Here is a 17,803-nt window from a genome sequence, read left to right as displayed (position 1 = left end):
GACCAGCGAAGGCGGGGCCTCGTTGTGCACGCGCACAGACGCGGTGACGGGCGGCCGCCCGCCCGTCCGGCCGGTGGCATCCTCATCGGTCATCAGGTGCGCCCGGACCCGGGGACGGAGCGGCGGATGCGGCGTGGAACGCGGTACGGGGCGCTGCTCGGCCCGCTGCTGGCGGGCGGGGCGCGGCCGGACCTGGTGGAGCGCGCGGCGCGCGGACTCGGGCTGCCGGAACGGGGGCGTTACGCGGTGGTGGTGCTGGGCGCGCCCGTGCCGGAGGGTGCGGTGGTCGAGGGCCCGGACGTGGACGGCGCGCGCTGGTGGTGGGGCGGGGCCGACGGTTCTCCGGGCGGGGCGGAGGGCCGGGGGGAGGGCCGTGAGGAGGTCCGGGAGGTCGCGGTGGTGCTGCTGGGCCCGGCGGGCCCGGACCGGGTGGTGGCGCGGCTCAGGGAGCTGGGCGCCGGGCCGGGGGGTGTGAGCCCGGTGGTGGGCTCGCCGTCGGAGGTGGCCGCCGCGCACCGGCTGGCGGGTACGGCGCTGCTGACGTGCGAGCCGGGCAGCCGGGAGATCATCCGGCTGGACGAGCGGCTTCCGGCGGCCCTGCTGGTGAGCCGCCCGGAGCTGTCCACCCGGTTGCTGGCGGAGGTGTTCGGCCCGCTGCTGACCCTCGTACCGGCGGAGCGGTCACTGCTGGTGGAGACGCTGGAGGCGTGGCTGGAGTGCGGGGGTTCGGTGGGGCGGGCGGCGGCCCGGCTGGGGTGTCATCGCAACACGGTGTTCAACCGGCTGCGGCGGCTGGAGCGCCTGACCGCGCGCTCGCTGTCCCGGCCGCGCGAACTGGTCGACCTGGTGCTGGCGCTGGACGTGCTGCGGCTGTCGTCCGCCCCGGCGGGCCCCGGGGGCGGGGGGTGAGGGGGAGCCGGCCCGGGCCGGCTCCCCCTCGGGGACGTATCGACGTCAGCCCGCCAGGAAGTCCCGGGCGATCGACTCCGCCGCCCGTTCCAGCAGCGGCCCGGCCTGGGCCATGGACACCGCCGGGTCCGGTTCCAGCTCGGCCAGGGCGTAGGCGCGGCGGATGCCCGCCTTCTCCAGGGCCTCCGGGGGCAGGGCGAGGCGGCCGCAGACCGCGACGACCTCGATCCCGGCCGCGCGGGCGGCGGCGGCGACCCCGGCCGGGGCCTTGCCGTGCAGCGTCTGCTCGTCGAGCGAACCCTCGCCCGTGATGACCAGCGTGGCCCGGGCGAGCGCCGGGGCGAAGCCCAGCACGTCGAGCATGACCTCGATGCCGGGCCGGAAGCGGGCGCCGAGGGCGACGAGCGCCCCGTAACCGATGCCTCCGGCCGCGCCCGCGCCGGGCAGGGCGGCCGTCTCCGGGCCCAGGACCGAGGCGAAGTGCGTCAGGGCCGCGTCGAGGACCGCGATGTCCTCCTCGCTCGCGCCCTTCTGCCGCCCGTACACCTCGGGGGCGCCCTTGGGCCCGGTCAGCGGGTTGTCCACATCGCTGGCCAGGACCAGGTCGACGTCCGCCAGCCGCGGGTCGAGCCCGGACAGGTCGGCCTCGGCCAGCTCGGCGAGCGGTCCGCCGCCGGGGCCGACGGGCTTGCCGTCCGCGTCCAGGAAGCGGGCGCCGAGGGCGGCGAGCATGCCCGCGCCGCCGTCCGTGGTGGCGCTGCCGCCGACCCCGAACACGATCGTCGTGGCCCCCGCCTCCAGGGCGGCCCGCAGCAGTTCGCCCGAGCCGTACGTGGTGGCCGTGAGCGGGGCGAACACCCCGTCGGGCAGGAGCTGGAGGCCCGAGGCCTCGGCCATCTCCACCACGGCGGTGGACCCGCGCAGCGCGTACGCCGCCGTCACCGGCTCCCCGAGGGGGCCGGTCACCCGCGCCTCACGGCGCTCGAATCCGGCGGCCACGGCCGCCGCGACCGTACCGTCGCCGCCGTCCGCGACCGGCAGGGTCTCCACCCGCACGCCGGGCACGACGCGCCGCAGCCCGGCCGTCACCCGCTCCGCGACCTGTACGGCCGTGAGCGAGCCCTTGAACTTGTCCGCCGCGACGAGCACGCGCGCGGTCTCCACATCTGCTCCGTCCGTCACCTTGCATCCCTTGCTTTCGAACAGGCAGTCGCGCCGCCCCGACCCTATCCGCACGACCCCTGATCTGCCCATGGCCGTCCACGGCCGTACGGTCCGGACCCGTGCCACTACGCTGTCGGCCGTGACGACTCCCGATGCCGACTACGCCGCGTACATCGCCGGGCTCCCCCGGGTTCTGGCCGGTGCCGCCGCGCTCTTCCGTGACGTGGACGGGCGGGTCCTGCTCGTCGAGCCGAACTACCGCGAGGGCTGGGCGCTGCCCGGCGGGACCGTCGAGTCGGAGACGGGCGAGGGTCCCCGGCAGGGCGCCCGGCGCGAGACGGCGGAGGAGATCGGGCTCGACGTGGCCCCGGGACGGCTGCTCGCCGTGGACTGGGTGCGGGGCGTGGGCCGGCCGCCGATCGTGGCGTACGTGTACGACGGCGGGGTGCTGACCGCCGCCCAGCTGGCGGCGATCCGGCTCCAGGAGGATGAGCTGCTGTCCTGGCGGCTGGTGGCGCCCGCCGATCTGGACGGCTTTCTGCTGGGCGCGCTCCGCCACCGGGTACGGGCGGCGCTGGCGGTCCTGGCCTCCGGCGGCGGACCGGCGGAGCTGGAGGACGGCGAGCCGGTCGCGTCCGCGTAGAAGGGCCTGCCCAGCGCGCCCGACGGCGGTCAGCCCTGCTGCGCCTCGGGTTTGATCTCCACCTCGCGCGCCGCGCCCTCGCGCTCGGCGACCACGGCCTCGGTGCGGTGGCCGCGCGCGATGTAGTCGCGCACCACGAGTTCGACGGCGTCCTGGGGATTCCCGACCCCCGCGAGCACCATGACTTCGACGACGAGTTCGGCATCCAGACTGACGGTCACCTTGGCCATGCGCGGACCCTACCCCGGCCCGTTCCGCACACGCGCCGCTTTCCCCGAAGGGCAGCGCCCGCACGGGCGGGACCACCATCCGGCCCGGCCCCGATGTGTGGCCGGACGCCATCGTCGTGGGCCGCCGCGGGTTCCTAGTCTCGTCGCAGCCGATGCGACGAGAGGTGTGCGGATGAGCAGGGACAAGGTGGTCGCCGACGCGGCGGACGCGGTCGCGGACGTGGCGCGCGGGGCGTCGCTGGCGGTGGGCGGTTTCGGGCTGTGCGGCATACCCGGGGTGCTGATCCACGCGCTGCTGGAGCGGGGCGCCGGTGAGCTGAGGGTGGTGTCCAACAACTGCGGCGTGGACGACTGGGGCCTGGGCCTCCTGCTGCGGGCGGGGCTGATCGCGCGGATGACCAGCTCCTACGTGGGCGAGAACAAGGAGTTCGCGCGCCAGTACCTCCAGGGCGAGCTGGAGGTGGAGCTCGTCCCCCAGGGCACCCTGGCGGAACGGTTGCGGGCCGGCGGCTCGGGCATCCCGGCGTTCTACACCCCGGCCGGTGCGGGCACGGTGATCGCCGAGGGCGGTCTGGCCTGGCGGTACGGCGCGGACGGCTCCGTCGCGGTCGCCTCGCCGCCCAGGGAGACCCGGGTCTTCGGCGGGCGGGAGCATCTGCTGGAGGAGGGCATCACCACCGACTTCGCGCTGGTGCGCGCCGCCGTGGGCGACCGGCACGGAAATCTCCGCTTCGACTCCTCCGCCCGCAACTTCAACCCGCTCGCCGCGATGGCCGGGCGCATCACCGTGGCGGAGGTGGAGGAACTCGTCGAGCCCGGCGAACTCGCCCCCGACGACATCCATCTGCCCGGCGTCTTCGTCCAGCGGGTCGTCCCCATCGGCCCCGACGACCCGCGCGCCGAGAAGCGCGTCGAGCGCCGTACCGTCCGCACCGCCCCCGCCCCCGCCCTCGCCGCCGCTGCCGCTGCCCACGAAGGGACCACCTGAGATGCCGCTGACGCGTACGCAGATGGCGGCCCGCGCCGCCGAGGAGCTGGCCGACGGCTCCTACGTCAACCTCGGCATCGGTCTGCCGACGCTCATCCCGGACCACCTGCCGGACGGGGTCGAGGTGGTGTTCCAGTCGGAGAACGGCCTGCTCGGCGTCGGCCCCTACCCCGACGCGTCCGAGGTCAGGCCCGATCTGATCAACGCGGGCAAGGAGACGGTGACGCTGCTGTCCGGGGCGTCCTGCGTCGACTCCGCGCTCTCCTTCGCGATGATCCGGGGCGGGCACATCGACGTCGCGGTGCTGGGGGCGATGCAGGTGTCCGCCTCCGGCGATCTGGCGAACTGGGTGATTCCCGGCAGGATGATCAAGGGCATGGGCGGCGCCATGGATCTCGTCCACGGGGCCCGGCGCGTCATCGTGTTGACGGAACACACGGCACGCGACGGCTCCCCCAAGCTGCTCGACACCTGCACCCTGCCGCTCACCGGCCGGGGCGTGGTGCACCGGATCATCACCGATCTCGCGGTCCTCGACGTCACCCCCGAGGGCTTTCTGCTGCGGGAGGTGGCCGACGGGGTGACGGTCGATCAGGTGCGGGCCGCGACCGGGGCGGAGCTGACCGTGGCGCACGAGCCGGTGTCGGTACGCGCGTAGCAGCCGGGCGCACTCCCGGCAACAGGTCGTGGCCCCCGGCTCCCGGGCCGGTTGTGGAGGGCATCGCCATTACCCGCCCTCCCGCCCGCTTCCTACGGTGACCGCACCTCGGCCGTACCGCCGCCGTGCGGCGCGCCCCGGCCGGGGTCACGGGATCACGGGCGATCCCGTGCACCGTCCCACGGGAGGTCACCATGTCGTACGTCATGCCGTCGCACCCGGCTCCGTTCGGGGCTCCGCCGCCCGCCCCGCCTCCCGGGGCACGGCGCGGCGGGCGGTGGAGCCGTGCCGTGCGCCGGTTCGCCGCCGTCGTCGCCCTGGCCACCGGGGCGGCACTGGCAGGACCGGGACCCGCCGGGGCGGCACCGGCGGGATCGGTGGCCGCCGAGGCCCGGGCGGCCGCCTCGCTGGAGCGCGTGACCTCCTTCGGGGCCAACCCCGGCGGCCTGAACATGTACGTGTACCGGCCCGCGGCCCTGCCCGCGGACGCGCCCGTGGTCGTCGCCCTGCACGGCTGCACCCAGAGCGCGCAGATCTACTCCGACAACTCCGGGCTGAACACCTTCGCCGACCGGCACGGCTTCCTGGTCGTCTACGCCGAGACCACCACCGCCAACAACGCCAACAAGTGCTTCAACTGGTTCCAGCCGAGCGACACCCGGCGGGGCCAGGGCGAGGCCGCGTCGATCCGGCAGATGGTCGCCCACGCCGCGACCGCCTACGGGGTGGACACCGGCCGGGTCCAGGTGACGGGTCTGTCGGCGGGCGGGGCGATGACGTCGGTCATGCTGGCCGCCTACCCGGACGTGTTCGCCGCGGGCGCGGTCGTCGCGGGCATCCCGTACGGCTGCGGGGTCGACGTGGTGTCGGCGTTCGGCTGTATGAGCCCCGGTGCGGACCGGACCCCGGCGGCGTGGGCGCAGGCCGTCCGGGACGCCCACCCCGGTTTCGCGGGCCCCTGGCCCCGGGTGGCGATCTGGCACGGGGACGGCGACACGACCGTCGCCCCGAAGAACGCCGATGAGCTGCGGGACCAGTGGACCGCGGTGCACGGCCTCGGCCAGACCCCGGACCGGACCTCCACCATCGGCCCCAACAGCACCCGCAGGAGCGAGTATCTGGCGGCCGGCGGCGCGAGCGTCGTCGAGGTCAACCGGGTGCCCGGCATCGGGCACGGCACTCCGGTCGATCCGGGCAGTGGCGCGGAGCAGTGCGGCGCCACCGGTACCCAGCACTTCATCGACTCGATCTGCTCCTCCTCCTGGATCGTCCGGTTCTTCGGTCTCGACGGCACCACCATCCCCGAGCCGCCCGTGGACCCGCCCACCGAGCCCGCCGCCTGCTGGACGGCCAGCAACTACGAGCACGTACGTGCCGGGCGGGCCACCACCACCGGCGGCCTGGTGTACGCGAAGGGCTCCGGCCAGGACCTGGGGCTCTACAACACCTTCGTGACCCACACCCTCAAGGAGTCACCGCCGGGCCACTACGTACGGGCCGACGGCGCCTGCCCCTGACACCTCTTCTCTCCAACACACCTACGTCTCTCCAACGCACCGACGCACCCGCTCACCCGCTCATCGACGGAGGCCCAGCCCATGCCAGTCGCCCCACCGGCAGTCCGGCGCACCGGATCACGACACGACCGTCCGCGTGGTCCGGCCCGCGGCCGGTGGCTGCGCGGGGCGGCCGTCGCCGCGGCCCTGCTGACGGCGTGGACGGCGACCCCGTCCGCCGCCGCCCCGCTGTCGCCGGACACCGCCGGAGCCGGTCGCTGCTCGCGCCCCGACCTGATCAGGGTGCCCGGAGCCGCCCACCAACAGGCCGCATGCCTGCGGGAGTTGACGACGGCGGGCACAGTGGCCTCCGGGCACACCGACCCGGCCGACTGGGCGGGGCTCACACCGGAGGGCCTGGCCACCCCCAGCGGCGTACCGGGCATCCAGATCGACGGCTACTTCCCCGACACCTCGACCGGCAACACCAACCACGGCTGGAACCACGACTCCCAGTTCGTCATCCGGCTCCCCGACCGCTGGAACGGCGGCCTCGTCGTCGCCGGATCGCCGGGGGTGCGCGAGCAGTACGCCAACGACCGGGCCTTCGGCGACTGGGCGCTCGCCCGGGGCTACGCGTTCGCCGCCACCGACAAGGGCAACACCTCGGCCGCCTTCCACCGGGACGGCACCGCCCCCGGTGACGCCATCGCCGAGTGGAACACCCGCTTCACCCAGCTCACCCGCGCGGCCCGGCTGGTGGTCGCCCAGCGCTATCTGCGGCCCCCTTCCCGCACGTTGGCGATGGGCATGTCCAACGGCGGCTATCTGGTGCGCTGGCAGCTGGAGAACCACCCCGGGCTGTACGACGGCGGAGTGGACTGGGAAGGCACGCTCTGGACCGCCGGGGGGCCGAACCTCCTCACCTTCCTGCCGCCCGCCCTCCGCGCCTATCCGCGGTACGCGGCCGGGGGCGCCGACGCCGAGGACGCCCACCGGGCCATGACCGCCGCCGGATACCCGGCGGGTTCGGAGTTCCTCTGGCCGTACCACCACCAGTACTACTGGGATCTGACCCAGCGGATCTACCGGGAGGAGCTGGACCCGGAGTTCGACGGCGCGACCGAGGCAGGCACGCCGTTCTGCGCGCCGGGAACGCCCGCCTGCGACGCCGACTACGTCTACGCCGAACGGCCGGCCGAGGTCCGCGACGCCGTCGCGAAGATCGCCCTGACGGGCCGGATCGGGAAGCCGCTGATCAGCTTCCACGGCACCCTGGACGTCCTGCTGCCGATCTCCGCGTCCTCGGACACGTACGCCTCGATGGTGCGGCGGGAGGGCCGTGGCGCGCTCCACCGCTACTACCGGGTCGAGGGCGGCACCCATGTGGACTCGCTCGTCGACGCCTTCCCCGACCGGCTGCGGCCGCTCGTGCCGTGCCACCGTTCGGCGGCCGCCGCGCTGGAACGCTGGCTGGACGAGGGCCGGCGGCCCCCGTCGAGCCGGACCCTGAAGCTGCCGGAGGGGGCCTCCCCCGCCGAGCTGCTCGCCCGGTGCCGCCTGGACGGGTAGCGGCCGGCAGCCGGCTCCGGCCCGCCCCTGACGGGGCCCTCCACTCCGGAGGGCCCCGTCCCGTGCGTTTCGCCGGTTCCGTCGTGGTGTCCGTCCCGTGGCCCCTGGTGCCCCGTGCGTCACACAGGGTTCGACGGGTGGCGATGTCCGCCACTTCCCGCCCGCCCACTGTGGAGATCCACGCCATGGGCTGCCCGGCGGAGTGTCTCTAGCGTTTCCGGCCATGACGAGCCAATTTCACGCAGCGCCCGGTCCCCCGGCGCCGGATGCCGGGGCCGTGGACCTCAGGGGGCGTACCGCCCTCGTCACCGGCGGCGGCAGCGGCATCGGACGGGCCACCGCCGAGGCGCTCGCCGGGGCCGGGGCCCTGGTCCATGTGGTCGACCGCGAGGCCGGGAGCGCCAAGTCCGTCGCCGCCGCGATCGGCGGCGTGGCCCATGTCGTGGACCTGGCCGACCCCGAGGCGATCAGGACGCTGCCGGCCGGTGTGGACGTCCTGGTCAACAACGCGGGGCTGCAGCACGTGGCCGCCATCGAGGACTTCCCGCCGGACCGCTTCGAGCTGATCCAGAAGGTGATGGTGAGCGCCCCGTTCCTGCTGATGCGGCACTGCCTTCCGCACATGTACGCCGGAGGGTGGGGCCGGATCGTCAACGTCTCCAGCATGCACGGGCTGCGGGCCAGCGCCTTCAAGTCCGCCTATGTCGCCGCCAAGCACGGCCTGGAGGGGCTGAGCAAGGTGGCCGCGCTGGAGGGCGCCCCGCACGGGGTGACCAGCAACTGCGTCAACCCCGGTTACGTACGTACGCCCCTGGTCGAGGGCCAGATCGCGGGCCAGGCCGCCGCGCACGGGATCGCCCCGGAGGAGGTCGTCGCCGGCATCCTGCTGGACCGCTCCGCGATCAAGCGGCTGATCGAACCCGAAGAGGTCGCCGCCGTCTGTCTCTGGCTCTGCGGCCCCCACACCTCGTACATCACCGGCGCCTCGCTCCCCGTCGACGGGGGCTGGGGCGCCCACTGACCCCACACCCGCCTCCGGTCCCCACCGGAGCCGGGCGCACCACCCGCACCCCCGTCCCTGACCCACCTGCCAACGAAACGCGGTGACTCACCATGGGTTCCCCCAGCTCCGCCCCGCCCGGCAACGGCCGGATCGGCCGGATCGTCGCGGCCAGCCTCGTCGGCACCACCATCGAGTGGTACGACTTCTTCCTCTACGGCTCGGCCGCCGCGCTCGTGTTCAACACGCTGTTCTTCCCCAGCAGCGACCCGCTCGTCGGCACCCTGCTGGCCTTCCTGACGTACGCGGTCGGCTTCGCCGCCCGTCCGCTCGGCGGCGTCGTCTTCGGCCACTACGGCGACAAGATCGGCCGCAAGAAGCTCCTCGTGATCAGCCTGCTGATGATGGGCGGCGCCACCTTCGCGATGGGGCTGCTGCCCACCCACGCCAGCATCGGCGTCTGGGCGCCGATCCTGCTGACGGTGCTGCGGCTGGTCCAGGGCTTCGCGCTCGGCGGCGAGTGGGGCGGCGCGGTCCTCCTCGTCTCCGAACACGGCGGCGACGAGCGGCGCGGCTTCTGGGCCTCCTGGCCGCAGGCCGGAGCCCCCGGCGGCAACCTGCTCGCGACCGGTGTCCTGGCGCTGCTGGCCGCCGTCCAGTCCGACGAGGCCTTCCTCGCCTGGGGCTGGCGCATCCCGTTCCTGCTCTCCGGCGTCCTCGTGATGCTCGGCCTGTGGATCCGGATCTCCGTGGAGGAGTCCCCGGTCTTCCTGGAGGCGCAGAAGAAGGCGCGGGAGCAGGCCGCCGCGGGCGTCAAGGAACAGCCGCCGGTCGTCGAGGTGTTCCGCAGGAGCTGGCGCGAGGTGCTCCTCGCCATCGGCACCCGCTTCGGCGAGAACATCTCGTACTACATCCTCACCGCGTTCCTCCTGGTCTACGTGACCGTGCACCTGGAGCTGTCCAAGAGCGACGCGCTCAACGCCGTACTGATCGGCTCGGCGGTCCACTTCGTCACCATCCCGCTGTGGGGCGCCCTCTCGGACCGGCTCGGCCGCCGGCCCGTCACCCTGATCGGCGCGCTCGGCATGGCCGTCTGGGCGTTCGGCTTCTTCGCGCTCCTGGACACCAGGTCCTTCCCGGTGATCGTCCTGTCGGTCACCGTCGGGCTGCTGCTGCACGGGGCGATGTACGGGCCGCAGGCGGCCTTCATCTCCGAGATGTTCGACACGAAGGTCCGCTACTCCGGCGCCTCGATGGGCTCCCAGCTCGCCTCGATCATCGGTGGGGCGCTCGCCCCGCTGATCGCGGTCGAGCTGCTCAAGGACTACCGCTCGTCCGTCCCGATCTCCCTCTACCTCTGCTTCGCCTCCCTGGTCACCGCTGTGACGGTGTGGATCGCGAAGGAGACCCGGGGCCGCGATCTGGCCAAGGACGGCCTGGACTCCTCGGTCCCGGCCGCGCCGGCCGCCACCCGCGAGGACTCGGTCCCGCTCGGCCGCTGACCCCACGCCCTCCCGCGCGCCGCACCGCTCTCACGGCGCGCGGGAGACGCGCCCACCCCCGCTGCCCGCTCGGCCCCTCCCGGGAGGCGACCACCGTATGCTCACCGGCGTGACAGCCCCCGGCCCCCAGCACTCCGCGGCAGCCCTGCGCGGGCTCCTCGACCTGTTGGCGCAGGGCGCGGCGGCCGAGGAGTTCGACCGGCCCGCCACCGCCGCCCGGCAGGCGGGAGCCTCTGCGGCCGAGCTGGCCGAGATCGCGGAGGCCGCCGCCGTGGCGCTGCGCATCCGGCGCACGCTCAGCCAGCACCGGGTGCGCGAGGCGCAGCTCACCGCCCTGTTCGACACCGCCAGCGACCTGGCGGCCCTGCGTGACCTGGACGCCGTGCTGCGGGCCATCGTCCACCGGGCGAAGCTGCTGCTCGGCACCGACGTCACCTATCTGTCGCTCAACGACGACACCGCGGGCGACACCTATATGCGGGTCACCGACGGGTCGGTGGCCGAGGCGTTCCAGCGGGTGCGGCTCGGCATGGGCGAGGGCCTGGGCGGACTGGTCGCCCAGACCGCCCGCCCGTACGCGACCGGCGACTACCAGGCCGACACCCGGTTCCACCACACCACCACCATCGACAGCGCGGTCCTGGACGAGGGGCTGCGGGCGATCCTCGGTGTGCCGCTGCGGCTGGGCTCGCACATCATCGGCGTGCTGTACGCGGCCGACCGGGCCCCCCGCGAGTTCACCGCGGGCGAGGTGGCGCTGCTCTCCTCGCTGGCCGACCACGCCGCCATCGCCATCGACGGGGCCCGGCTGCTGGAGGAGACCCGGGCCGCGCTGGTCGACCTCAACGCCGCGTCGGAGACCATCCGGACGCACAGCGAGGCGATGCGCCGCGCCGAGGAGGCCCACGACCAGCTCACCGATCTCGTGCTCCAGGGCGGCGGCGCCGACGACGTGGCGGCGGCCCTCGCCGACATCCTGGACGGCGGGATCCTCATCCATGACGCGGACGGCGCCGAACTGGCCCGGGCCCGCACCGAGCCGCTGCCGCAGCCGATCCCGGCGGTGTCCGCCTCCCGGGCCAGGGGCCGGGCCGTTCCCCTGGGCGGCACCTGGGTCTGCGCCGTCCTGGCCGGGCCCGAACTCCTCGGCTCGATCGCGCTGACCGGCCGGGCGGGGCTCGCGGACGCGGACCGGCTGCTGTTCGAACGGGCCAGCGTCGTCACCGCTCTGCTCATGCTGCTGCGCCGCTCGGTCGCCGAGACGGAGGACCGGGTACGGGGCGAGCTGTTGGGCGATCTGCTCTCGCGCACCGGCGACCCGGGCACCCTGGCGGCCCGCGCCCGGCGCCTCGGCGTCAACCTGACCCGTCGGCACAGTGTGTTCGTCGCGCACAGCGAGGTGGCCCCCCGGCACCGGCTGCTGGCCGCGACCGCCCGGAGCGCGCAGGCCCGTAACGGTCTGGCCGGGCTGCACCACGACCATGTCGTCCTGGTGGCGCCGTCCGAGGAGCCGGGACCGGCCGCGCAGGCGCTCGCCGCCGAGCTGGGCCAGGCGGTCGGCTGCCCCGTCACGGTCGGCGCGGCGGGGCCCGCCACCGGTCCGGCCGACCTGCCGCACGCGCACAACGAGGCCGACCGCTGCCTCTCCGCGCTGCGCGCCCTCGGTCACACCGGGAGCGGCGGGGCCGTCGCGGATCTCGGGTTCATCGGCGTGCTCCTGGGCGACCAGGCGGACCTGGGAGGCTATGTCCGGCGGACGCTGGGGCCCGTGCTCGACTACGACAGCCGGCGCGGCACCGATCTGGTCACCACGCTGGACGCCTATTTCGCCGAGGGCGCGAGCCTCACCCGGACCAGGGCCCTGCTCCATGTCCATGTGAACACGGTGGTGCAGCGGCTGGAGCGCATCGGCCGGCTGCTCGGCCAGGACTGGAACACGCCTGCCCGCACGCTGGAGATCCAGCTGGCCCTGCGCCTCCACCGGCTGACCCAGGGCCTGTGAGGGGCCGCGTCCCTCCGGCCGGGAGGGCTCTCAGCCGTCCAGGCCCGCCGAGACCCGGCGCGAGGGCTTGAAGACGTACAGGTCGAGGATGTCCGGGGCGTCCGCGAGGCCCGGCCCGCCCGCCGCCGCCCAGGTCACGATGTCCTGCTCGGCGTGCTCGTCGTTGACCAGGCCCAGCCAGACCGGCCGGCCCCCGGCACGGCGGCCGTCGGCGGAGGGCTGCACGACGATCACGTTGCCCTGCTCGCAGGCGTCCAGGCACTCGACCGCCCGTACGGTGGCGGCGCCCTCCAGGCCGGAGCGGAGCCGGGCCAGCTGGGCCGCGTGGTCGACGCCGGGGATCTTCTCGGTGCCGCAGCAGCAGCCCCGGCAGACGCTGACGGTGGGCCGGGGGACGCTCTGGGCGGGCACGTCCTTGCGGGAGCGGCGGCTCATGGGGGCACTTCCCGTCGCGGTGGGTGATGTGGAGGGGACCACCGGTGGCACGGGTGATCATCACGACTCTACCGAGGCGCCCGCGGCCCGGACACCGGCGCCCTCGTCCGGCCGGGTGGGGTATCGTTGACGGCTGCGAAGGGGAGTAGCCCCGCAAACCGGTCGTCGACATACTGGAGCCTTCGGGTTCCCGGTGGCCGGGCTCGTGAGTCCTGTCGAAGGGATCTCCACGGGCGGGCGAGACCTTCGGTCCTGTATGACACGTCCACGTCCTGTGGGCGCTGCCGTCATGCCGGGCCGAGTGGTCCTCCGAAAAAGCCCGAGCGGCGCTTCGCGAAGATCCGGGGCCCGGCTCGAACAGAAAGCCACCCGGAATGCACCTCGACCCTCTGGCGATCATCACCGCCTTCGGGCTGATCTTCCTCGCGGAGCTCCCCGACAAGACGATGTTCGCGTCGCTGGCCATGGGCACGCGGATGCGGCCGCTCTATGTGTGGTTCGGCACGTCGTCCGCGTTCATCGTCCATGTCGCCATCGCCGTGGGTGCGGGCGGACTCATCGGCCTGCTGCCCGACTGGATCGTCAAGCTGGTCTCGGCCTCGCTCTTCGCGCTCGGCGCGTTCCTCCTGCTGCGCGGCAGCGGCGGGGACGACGACGAGGAGACCGAGGTGAAGACCGTGACCGGCTTCTGGCCGGTCTACTCGACCGCGTTCATGGCGGTCTTCATCAGCGAGTGGGGCGATCTGACCCAGATCACCACCGCCAACCTCGCGGCGAGCAACGGCGCCTGGTCCACGGCGCTGGGCTCGGCCGCCGCCCTGATGTCCGTCTCGGCGCTGGCGCTGCTCGCGGGGAAGTTCATCGCCAAGCGCGTACCGCTGAAGACCGTGCAGCGCATCGGCGGGCTCTGCATGCTGGGCCTCGCCATCTGGACGGCCGTGGAGATCTTCACCGGCTGAGGCCGGTGCGTGGCGCGCGGCGGGGCGGGGCGTTCCGGTGTCGGTACGCCCCCGCCCGCGCCCCGGGCCGCTCCCCCGCCCGCGCTCGCTCAGAACAGAGCCTGCGCCTCCTCCCCCGTACCGCCGCTCTCGAACGCGAGCAGCCGCTGCTTGCGGTCCAGGCCGCCGCCGTATCCGGTGAGGCTTCCGGAGGCGCCGATCACCCGGTGGCACGGCACGATGATCCCGACCGGGTTCTTGCCGTTGGCCAGGCCGACGGCTCGTGAGGCGCCCGGTTTGCCGAGTTCCTCGGCGAGTTCGCCGTACGTACGGGTCTCGCCGTACGGGATCTTCAGCAGCTCCGCCCAGACGCTCCGCTGGAACGGGGTGCCGTGCAGATCCAGCGGGAGGTCGAAGGCGGTGCGGTCTCCGGCGAAGTACTCCCTGAGCTGCCGGATCACCTCGCCGAAGGGCTCCGGGTCCGGTACGCCGAAGGTCTCCTCGGGCGGGCGGTGGCGCTGGTCGGTCATGTAGAGGGCGCAGAGGACGCCGTCGGTGGCGACGAGCGTCAGCGGGCCGTAGGGGCTGTCGAGAACCGTGTGCTGCTTGGTGAGGGGCGCGGGGGCCATGGGTGTCACGGGGTCTCCTTCAGGCGGGCAGGTGGTTGATGGGGTGGTCGTCCACCGTCCAGAGGTACTGCACGGCGTACGCCCGCCAGGGGCGCCAGTCGGCGGCCCGTGCGGTGAGGGCGGCGGGGGTGGCCGGTAGCCCGAGGCGCTCGGCGGCCCGGCGGATGCCCAGGTCGGTGGGGAGGAAGGCGTCGGGGTCGCCGAGGGCCCGCATGGCGATGGACTCGACCGTCCAGGGGCCGAAGCCGGGCAGTGCGGCCAGCTCGGCGCGGGCCCGCTCCCAGTCGGAGTCGGTGTCGAGCCGCAGCCGGTCCTCCGCGAGGGCGGCGACGAGCGTGGTGAGGGTGGTGCGGCGGGTGCGCGGCAGGGCCAGGGCCTCCGGGTCCAGGCCCGCCAGCGCCTCCGGCGTCGGGAAGAGGTGGGTCAGGCCGCCCTCGGGGTCCTCGACCGGGACGCCGTGGGCGGTGACCAGGCGGGCCGCGTGGGTGCGGGCGGCGGCGGTGGAGACCTGCTGGCCGAGCACCGCGCGTACGGCGAACTCCGCGCCGTCCACCGTGCGGGGCACCCGGCGGCCCGGGCCCGCGTCGACCAGCGGGGCGAGCAGCGGGTCGGTGCGCAGCTGGGCGTCCACAGCGACCGGGTCCGCGTCCAGGTCGAGGAGCCAGCGGCACCGGCTGATGGCCCGGGTGAGGTCGCGCGGGTCGGTGAGGGAGAGCCGGCAGGCGATGTGGTCGGGGGCCGGGGTGAGGGCGACGACGCCGTGTCCGTACGGGAGGGTGAGGGTGCGGCGGTACGCGCCGTCGCGCCACTCCTCCACGCCGGGGACCGCGGTCGCGGCGAGGTGACCGAAGAGGTTGCTGGGGTTGAGCGGGGCCCGGTACGGCAGGCGGAGGGCGATGACGCCCGGTACGGCGGTGGCCCGCGGGCCCCGGGCGGCTCTGGTGCGCAGCTCGCCGGGGGCCAGGCCGAAGACCTCGCGGACCGTCTCGTTGAAGGTGCGGATCGAGGAGAAGCCTGCGGCGAACGCCACCTGGGCCATGGGCAGTTCGGTCGTCTCGATGAGGAGGCGGGCCGTCTGCGCGCGCTGGGCGCGGGCCAGGGCCAGCGGGCCCGCGCCCAGCTCGGCCAGCAGCTGGCGTTCGATCTGGCGGGCGGAGTAGCCGAGCCGGGAGGCGAGCCCGGGCACGCCCTCGCGGTCGACGACCCCGTCCCGGATCAGGCGCATGGCGCGGGCCACCGAGTCGGCGCGGGCGTTCCACTCGGGGGAACCGGGGCTGGTGTCGGGGCGGCACCGCTTGCAGGCCCGGAAGCCCGCCTGCTGGCAGGCGGCGGCGCTCGGGTAGAAGGTCATGTTGGCGACCTTGGGCGGCACGACGGGGCAGCTGGGCCGGCAGTAGATCCGGGTGGTCAGGACCGCGGTGAAGAACCAGCCGTCGAAGCGGGCGTCCTTGGACTGGACGGCCCGCACGCAGCGCTCGGTGTCGGTGTGCATGGTTCCAGGATGGTGCACCGGTCAGCGGCCTGGCTGGCGGAAATCCGACATGGGCCTCGCGGCGCCGGAGCCGCCCCGGGAGCCTGCTCAGCCGCGCATCGCGAGGACTTCCTCGAACTCCACGTACGCGTGCGCGTCGAAGAGCACGAAGCGCACCTCCTCGACGGGCTCCAGGGTCTCCGCCAGGACGGTGCGTACCGCGATCCGGGCCCCGTCGTCCATCGGCCAGCCGTAGATGCCGGTGGAGATCGCCGGGAACGCGATGGACTTGGCCCCCAACTCCGCCGCCAGGCGCAGGGATTCGCGGTAACAGGAGGCGAGCAGGGCGGAGCGGTCCTGGGCGCCGGAGAAGACCGGGCCGACCGTGTGCACGATCCACTGCGCGTCGAGGCGTCCGGCGGTCGTGGCGACGGCCTGCCCGGTGGGCAGGCCCTTTCCGTAGTGCGAGGCGCGCAGTTCACGGCAGGCGGCGAGGATGTCGGGTCCGCCGCGCCGGTGGATGGCGCCGTCGACTCCGCCGCCGCCGAGGAGCGAGGAGTTCGCCGCGTTGACGATGACGTCCACGGACTGGTCGGTGATGTCGCCGCGAACCAGACGTACGGCGGGAGAGACAGAGGTGCTCATGCGGACATCATGCCGCGCGCCGGGGGCCTTCGCCGCCCGGTCCGGCGGACCGGGCGGCGCGAACCGTGACGGCGTCGGGCGCCGCACCGGCCGGAGGCGTTCAGGAGGCGCGCAGCCGTCGCCATACGGCCTTGGCGGCGTGGTGGCCGGACATGCCGTGGACGCCGGGTCCCGGCGGGGTGGCCGAGGAGCAGAGGAAGACCGCCGGGTGCGCGGTCGCGTACGGGACGCGGGCGAGCTTGGGGCGGATGAGGGTCTGCAGGCCCGAGAAGGCTCCGCACGCGATGTCGCCGCCGATGTAGTTGGCGTTGCGCTCGGCGAGCTGCGGCGGGCCGGAGATCGCGCGGGCGAGCACCAGATCGCGGAACCCGGGGGCGAAGCGCTCCAGTTGGCGTTCGATGACGTCGGTGGCGTCGCCCTCCCAGTCGGCCGGGACATGTCCGTACACCCAGAAGACCTGGCGTCCTTCGGGGGCCCGGGAGGGGTCGGTGAGGCTCGGCTGGGCGGTGATGAGGAAGGGGACGTCGGGGTCGCGGCCCTCGACGGCGGCCCGCAGCGCGGTGTCGATGGCTCCGGCGGTGGGGCCGATGTGGACGGTGCCGGCGCGGCGCGCCTCCTCGGCGGTCCAGGGGACGGGGCCGGACAGCGCGTAGTCGATCTTGAAGGCGGCGGCGCCGTAGCGGTAGTGGCTGTAGGCGGAGCCGAGGCCCGCGATCCGGGCGAGCGCGGAGGGCGAGGTGTCGAAGATGTAGGCGCGGGCGGGCGGGAGTTCGTCCAGCCGCTTGACCTCGCTGCCGGTGCGGATGGTGCCGCCCTGCTCGCGGAGGTAGGAGGCGAGGGCGTCCGAGATCGCCTGGGAGCCGCCGCGCGGCACCGGCCAGCCGTTCTCGTGGGCGGCGAGCGCGAAGACGAGGGCGATGGCGGAGGTGGCGAAGCCACTGGTGGGAGCTATGGCGTGGGCGGCGAGCCCGGCGAAGAGGCCGCGTGCCTTCTCGCCCCGGAAGCGGCGCGAGACCCAGGTGGCGGGCTGGAGGCCGAGCAGACCGAAGCGGGCCAGCCGGTACGGGTCGCGGGGCAGGCCGTCCCAGGGGGTGCGCAGGAAGTCGGCGGCCAGGGTGTCCCAGCGGCCGAGGAAGGGGGCCAGGAGGCGGCGGTAGGCCCCGGCGTCGACGGGCCCCAGCGACATCGCGCTCTCGCCGACGGAGCGGGTGAGCGCGGCGGCGGTGCCGTCCGGGAAGGGGTGGGCGAGGTCGACCTCGGGGTGCAGCCACTCCAGTCCGTGCCGGGCCAGCGGCATCGCCCGGAAGGCGGGCGAGCCGATCCCGAGGGGGTGCACGGCGGAGCAGGGGTCGTGCCGGAACCCCGGCAGCGTCAGCTCCTCGGTGCGGGCGCCACCGCCGACGGTGTCGTGCGCCTCGTGGACCTCCACGGCGAAGCCCCTGCGGGCCAGTTCGGCGGCGGCGGTCAGCCCGTTGGGCCCGGCCCCCACGACGACCGCATCGAGCATCGAGGGCACCTGGG

17 protein-coding genes are annotated in these 17,803 nt (G+C 74.4%); 10 read left to right on the top strand and 7 right to left on the bottom strand.

What is annotated here, in order from left to right; genetic code table 11:
* Positions 1-126 precede the first annotated feature (126 nt).
* Complete coding sequence (locus tag ACSMXR_RS31465; protein ID WP_473170422.1) at positions 127-909, top strand: PucR family transcriptional regulator; 783 nt, start codon at positions 127-129, stop codon at positions 907-909.
* A gap of 45 nt (positions 910-954) precedes the next feature.
* Here ACSMXR_RS31465 and ACSMXR_RS31460 read toward each other — a convergent pair whose 3' ends face one another.
* On the bottom strand, positions 955-2,073 hold the full coding sequence (locus tag ACSMXR_RS31460) for a glycerate kinase (RefSeq protein WP_137229115.1): 1,119 nt from the start codon (positions 2,071-2,073) through the stop codon (positions 955-957).
* Between the two features lie 139 nt (positions 2,074-2,212).
* Between ACSMXR_RS31460 and ACSMXR_RS31455 the strand changes: the two genes are divergently transcribed.
* On the top strand, positions 2,213-2,716 hold the full coding sequence (locus tag ACSMXR_RS31455) for an NUDIX domain-containing protein (protein WP_473170421.1): 504 nt from the start codon (positions 2,213-2,215) through the stop codon (positions 2,714-2,716).
* Positions 2,717-2,745: 29 nt separating this feature from the next.
* On the opposite strand, the gene ACSMXR_RS31450 is transcribed toward ACSMXR_RS31455, so the two are convergent.
* On the bottom strand, positions 2,746-2,946 hold the full coding sequence (locus tag ACSMXR_RS31450; RefSeq protein WP_065476793.1) for a type II toxin-antitoxin system VapB family antitoxin: 201 nt from the start codon (positions 2,944-2,946) through the stop codon (positions 2,746-2,748).
* Positions 2,947-3,118: 172 nt separating this feature from the next.
* Between ACSMXR_RS31450 and ACSMXR_RS31445 the strand changes: the two genes are divergently transcribed.
* The 7 genes from ACSMXR_RS31445 (at position 3,119) to ACSMXR_RS31415 (ending at position 12,164) form a co-directional block, all read left to right on the top strand.
* Positions 3,119-3,934 carry a CoA transferase subunit A gene (locus ACSMXR_RS31445; protein WP_473170420.1) on the top strand — a complete coding sequence of 272 codons (816 nt, stop codon included), beginning with the start codon at positions 3,119-3,121 and terminating at the stop codon, positions 3,932-3,934.
* A gap of 1 nt (position 3,935) precedes the next feature.
* The gene (locus ACSMXR_RS31440; protein WP_473170419.1) at positions 3,936-4,592 is read left to right on the top strand and encodes a 3-oxoacid CoA-transferase subunit B; all 657 of its coding nucleotides are present in this window, start codon (positions 3,936-3,938) and stop codon (positions 4,590-4,592) included.
* 194 nt (positions 4,593-4,786) lie between these two features.
* On the top strand, positions 4,787-6,109 hold the full coding sequence (locus tag ACSMXR_RS31435) for an extracellular catalytic domain type 1 short-chain-length polyhydroxyalkanoate depolymerase (RefSeq protein ID WP_473170418.1): 1,323 nt from the start codon (positions 4,787-4,789) through the stop codon (positions 6,107-6,109).
* Positions 6,110-6,190: 81 nt separating this feature from the next.
* On the top strand, positions 6,191-7,660 hold the full coding sequence (locus ACSMXR_RS31430; protein WP_473170417.1) for a 3-hydroxybutyrate oligomer hydrolase family protein: 1,470 nt from the start codon (positions 6,191-6,193) through the stop codon (positions 7,658-7,660).
* Positions 7,661-7,883: 223 nt separating this feature from the next.
* Positions 7,884-8,681, top strand: coding sequence for a 3-hydroxybutyrate dehydrogenase (locus ACSMXR_RS31425; protein ID WP_473170416.1), 798 nt, complete (start codon positions 7,884-7,886; stop codon positions 8,679-8,681).
* A gap of 92 nt (positions 8,682-8,773) precedes the next feature.
* Positions 8,774-10,162, top strand: a complete 1,389-nt coding sequence (locus ACSMXR_RS31420) for an MFS transporter (protein WP_473170415.1) — start codon at positions 8,774-8,776, stop codon at positions 10,160-10,162.
* Positions 10,163-10,259: 97 nt separating this feature from the next.
* Positions 10,260-12,164: a helix-turn-helix domain-containing protein gene (locus ACSMXR_RS31415; protein ID WP_473170414.1), complete on the top strand. Its 1,905-nt coding sequence runs from the start codon at positions 10,260-10,262 to the stop codon at positions 12,162-12,164.
* Between the two features lie 30 nt (positions 12,165-12,194).
* Here ACSMXR_RS31415 and ACSMXR_RS31410 read toward each other — a convergent pair whose 3' ends face one another.
* Positions 12,195-12,599: a (2Fe-2S) ferredoxin domain-containing protein gene (locus ACSMXR_RS31410; RefSeq protein WP_218524154.1), complete on the bottom strand. Its 405-nt coding sequence runs from the start codon at positions 12,597-12,599 to the stop codon at positions 12,195-12,197.
* A gap of 374 nt (positions 12,600-12,973) precedes the next feature.
* On the opposite strand from ACSMXR_RS31410, the gene ACSMXR_RS31405 reads away from it, so the two are divergent.
* Complete coding sequence (locus tag ACSMXR_RS31405) at positions 12,974-13,558, top strand: TMEM165/GDT1 family protein (protein WP_137228999.1); 585 nt, start codon at positions 12,974-12,976, stop codon at positions 13,556-13,558.
* An 89-nt stretch (positions 13,559-13,647) separates the two neighbouring features.
* Here the strand turns inward: ACSMXR_RS31405 and ACSMXR_RS31400 are convergent, their stop codons facing one another.
* From ACSMXR_RS31400 to ACSMXR_RS31385, 4 genes are all read right to left on the bottom strand, one after another.
* The gene (locus tag ACSMXR_RS31400) at positions 13,648-14,166 is read right to left on the bottom strand and encodes a methylated-DNA--[protein]-cysteine S-methyltransferase (protein ID WP_376186165.1); all 519 of its coding nucleotides are present in this window, start codon (positions 14,164-14,166) and stop codon (positions 13,648-13,650) included.
* Positions 14,167-14,185: 19 nt separating this feature from the next.
* Positions 14,186-15,658, bottom strand: a complete 1,473-nt coding sequence (locus tag ACSMXR_RS31395) for an AlkA N-terminal domain-containing protein (protein ID WP_218524155.1) — start codon at positions 15,656-15,658, stop codon at positions 14,186-14,188.
* An 87-nt stretch (positions 15,659-15,745) separates the two neighbouring features.
* Entirely contained in the window at positions 15,746-16,282 is a 537-nt protein-coding gene (locus ACSMXR_RS31390; RefSeq protein WP_218524156.1) for an O-acetyl-ADP-ribose deacetylase, read from the bottom strand.
* Between the two features lie 100 nt (positions 16,283-16,382).
* A complete protein-coding gene (locus ACSMXR_RS31385; protein WP_473170413.1) occupies positions 16,383-17,798 on the bottom strand; it encodes a phytoene desaturase family protein in 1,416 nt (471 codons plus the stop codon).
* Between the last annotated feature and the right edge of the window lie 5 nt (positions 17,799-17,803).

The organism is Streptomyces sp. DSM 106670 (assembly GCF_055792845.1).
This window is presented reverse-complemented; position numbering and strand designations above follow the sequence as displayed.

What these genes read in the sequence shown, in the direction of transcription:
- ACSMXR_RS31465 (WP_473170422.1), top strand. Translation starts at nt 127, where the DNA reads ATGCGGCGTGGAACGCGGTACGGGGCGCTGCTCGGCCCGCTGCTGGCG.
- ACSMXR_RS31450 (WP_065476793.1), bottom strand. Translation starts at nt 2,946, where the DNA reads ATGGCCAAGGTGACCGTCAGTCTGGATGCCGAACTCGTCGTCGAAGTC.
- ACSMXR_RS31445 (WP_473170420.1), top strand. Translation starts at nt 3,119, where the DNA reads ATGAGCAGGGACAAGGTGGTCGCCGACGCGGCGGACGCGGTCGCGGAC.
- ACSMXR_RS31440 (WP_473170419.1), top strand. Translation starts at nt 3,936, where the DNA reads ATGCCGCTGACGCGTACGCAGATGGCGGCCCGCGCCGCCGAGGAGCTG.
- ACSMXR_RS31435 (WP_473170418.1), top strand. Translation starts at nt 4,787, where the DNA reads ATGTCGTACGTCATGCCGTCGCACCCGGCTCCGTTCGGGGCTCCGCCG.
- ACSMXR_RS31430 (WP_473170417.1), top strand. Translation starts at nt 6,191, where the DNA reads ATGCCAGTCGCCCCACCGGCAGTCCGGCGCACCGGATCACGACACGAC.
- ACSMXR_RS31425 (WP_473170416.1), top strand. Translation starts at nt 7,884, where the DNA reads ATGACGAGCCAATTTCACGCAGCGCCCGGTCCCCCGGCGCCGGATGCC.
- ACSMXR_RS31420 (WP_473170415.1), top strand. Translation starts at nt 8,774, where the DNA reads ATGGGTTCCCCCAGCTCCGCCCCGCCCGGCAACGGCCGGATCGGCCGG.
- ACSMXR_RS31415 (WP_473170414.1), top strand. Translation starts at nt 10,260, where the DNA reads ATGCTCACCGGCGTGACAGCCCCCGGCCCCCAGCACTCCGCGGCAGCC.
- ACSMXR_RS31410 (WP_218524154.1), bottom strand. Translation starts at nt 12,599, where the DNA reads ATGAGCCGCCGCTCCCGCAAGGACGTGCCCGCCCAGAGCGTCCCCCGG.
- ACSMXR_RS31405 (WP_137228999.1), top strand. Translation starts at nt 12,974, where the DNA reads ATGCACCTCGACCCTCTGGCGATCATCACCGCCTTCGGGCTGATCTTC.
- ACSMXR_RS31400 (WP_376186165.1), bottom strand. Translation starts at nt 14,166, where the DNA reads ATGGCCCCCGCGCCCCTCACCAAGCAGCACACGGTTCTCGACAGCCCC.
- ACSMXR_RS31395 (WP_218524155.1), bottom strand. Translation starts at nt 15,658, where the DNA reads ATGCACACCGACACCGAGCGCTGCGTGCGGGCCGTCCAGTCCAAGGAC.
- ACSMXR_RS31390 (WP_218524156.1), bottom strand. Translation starts at nt 16,282, where the DNA reads ATGAGCACCTCTGTCTCTCCCGCCGTACGTCTGGTTCGCGGCGACATC.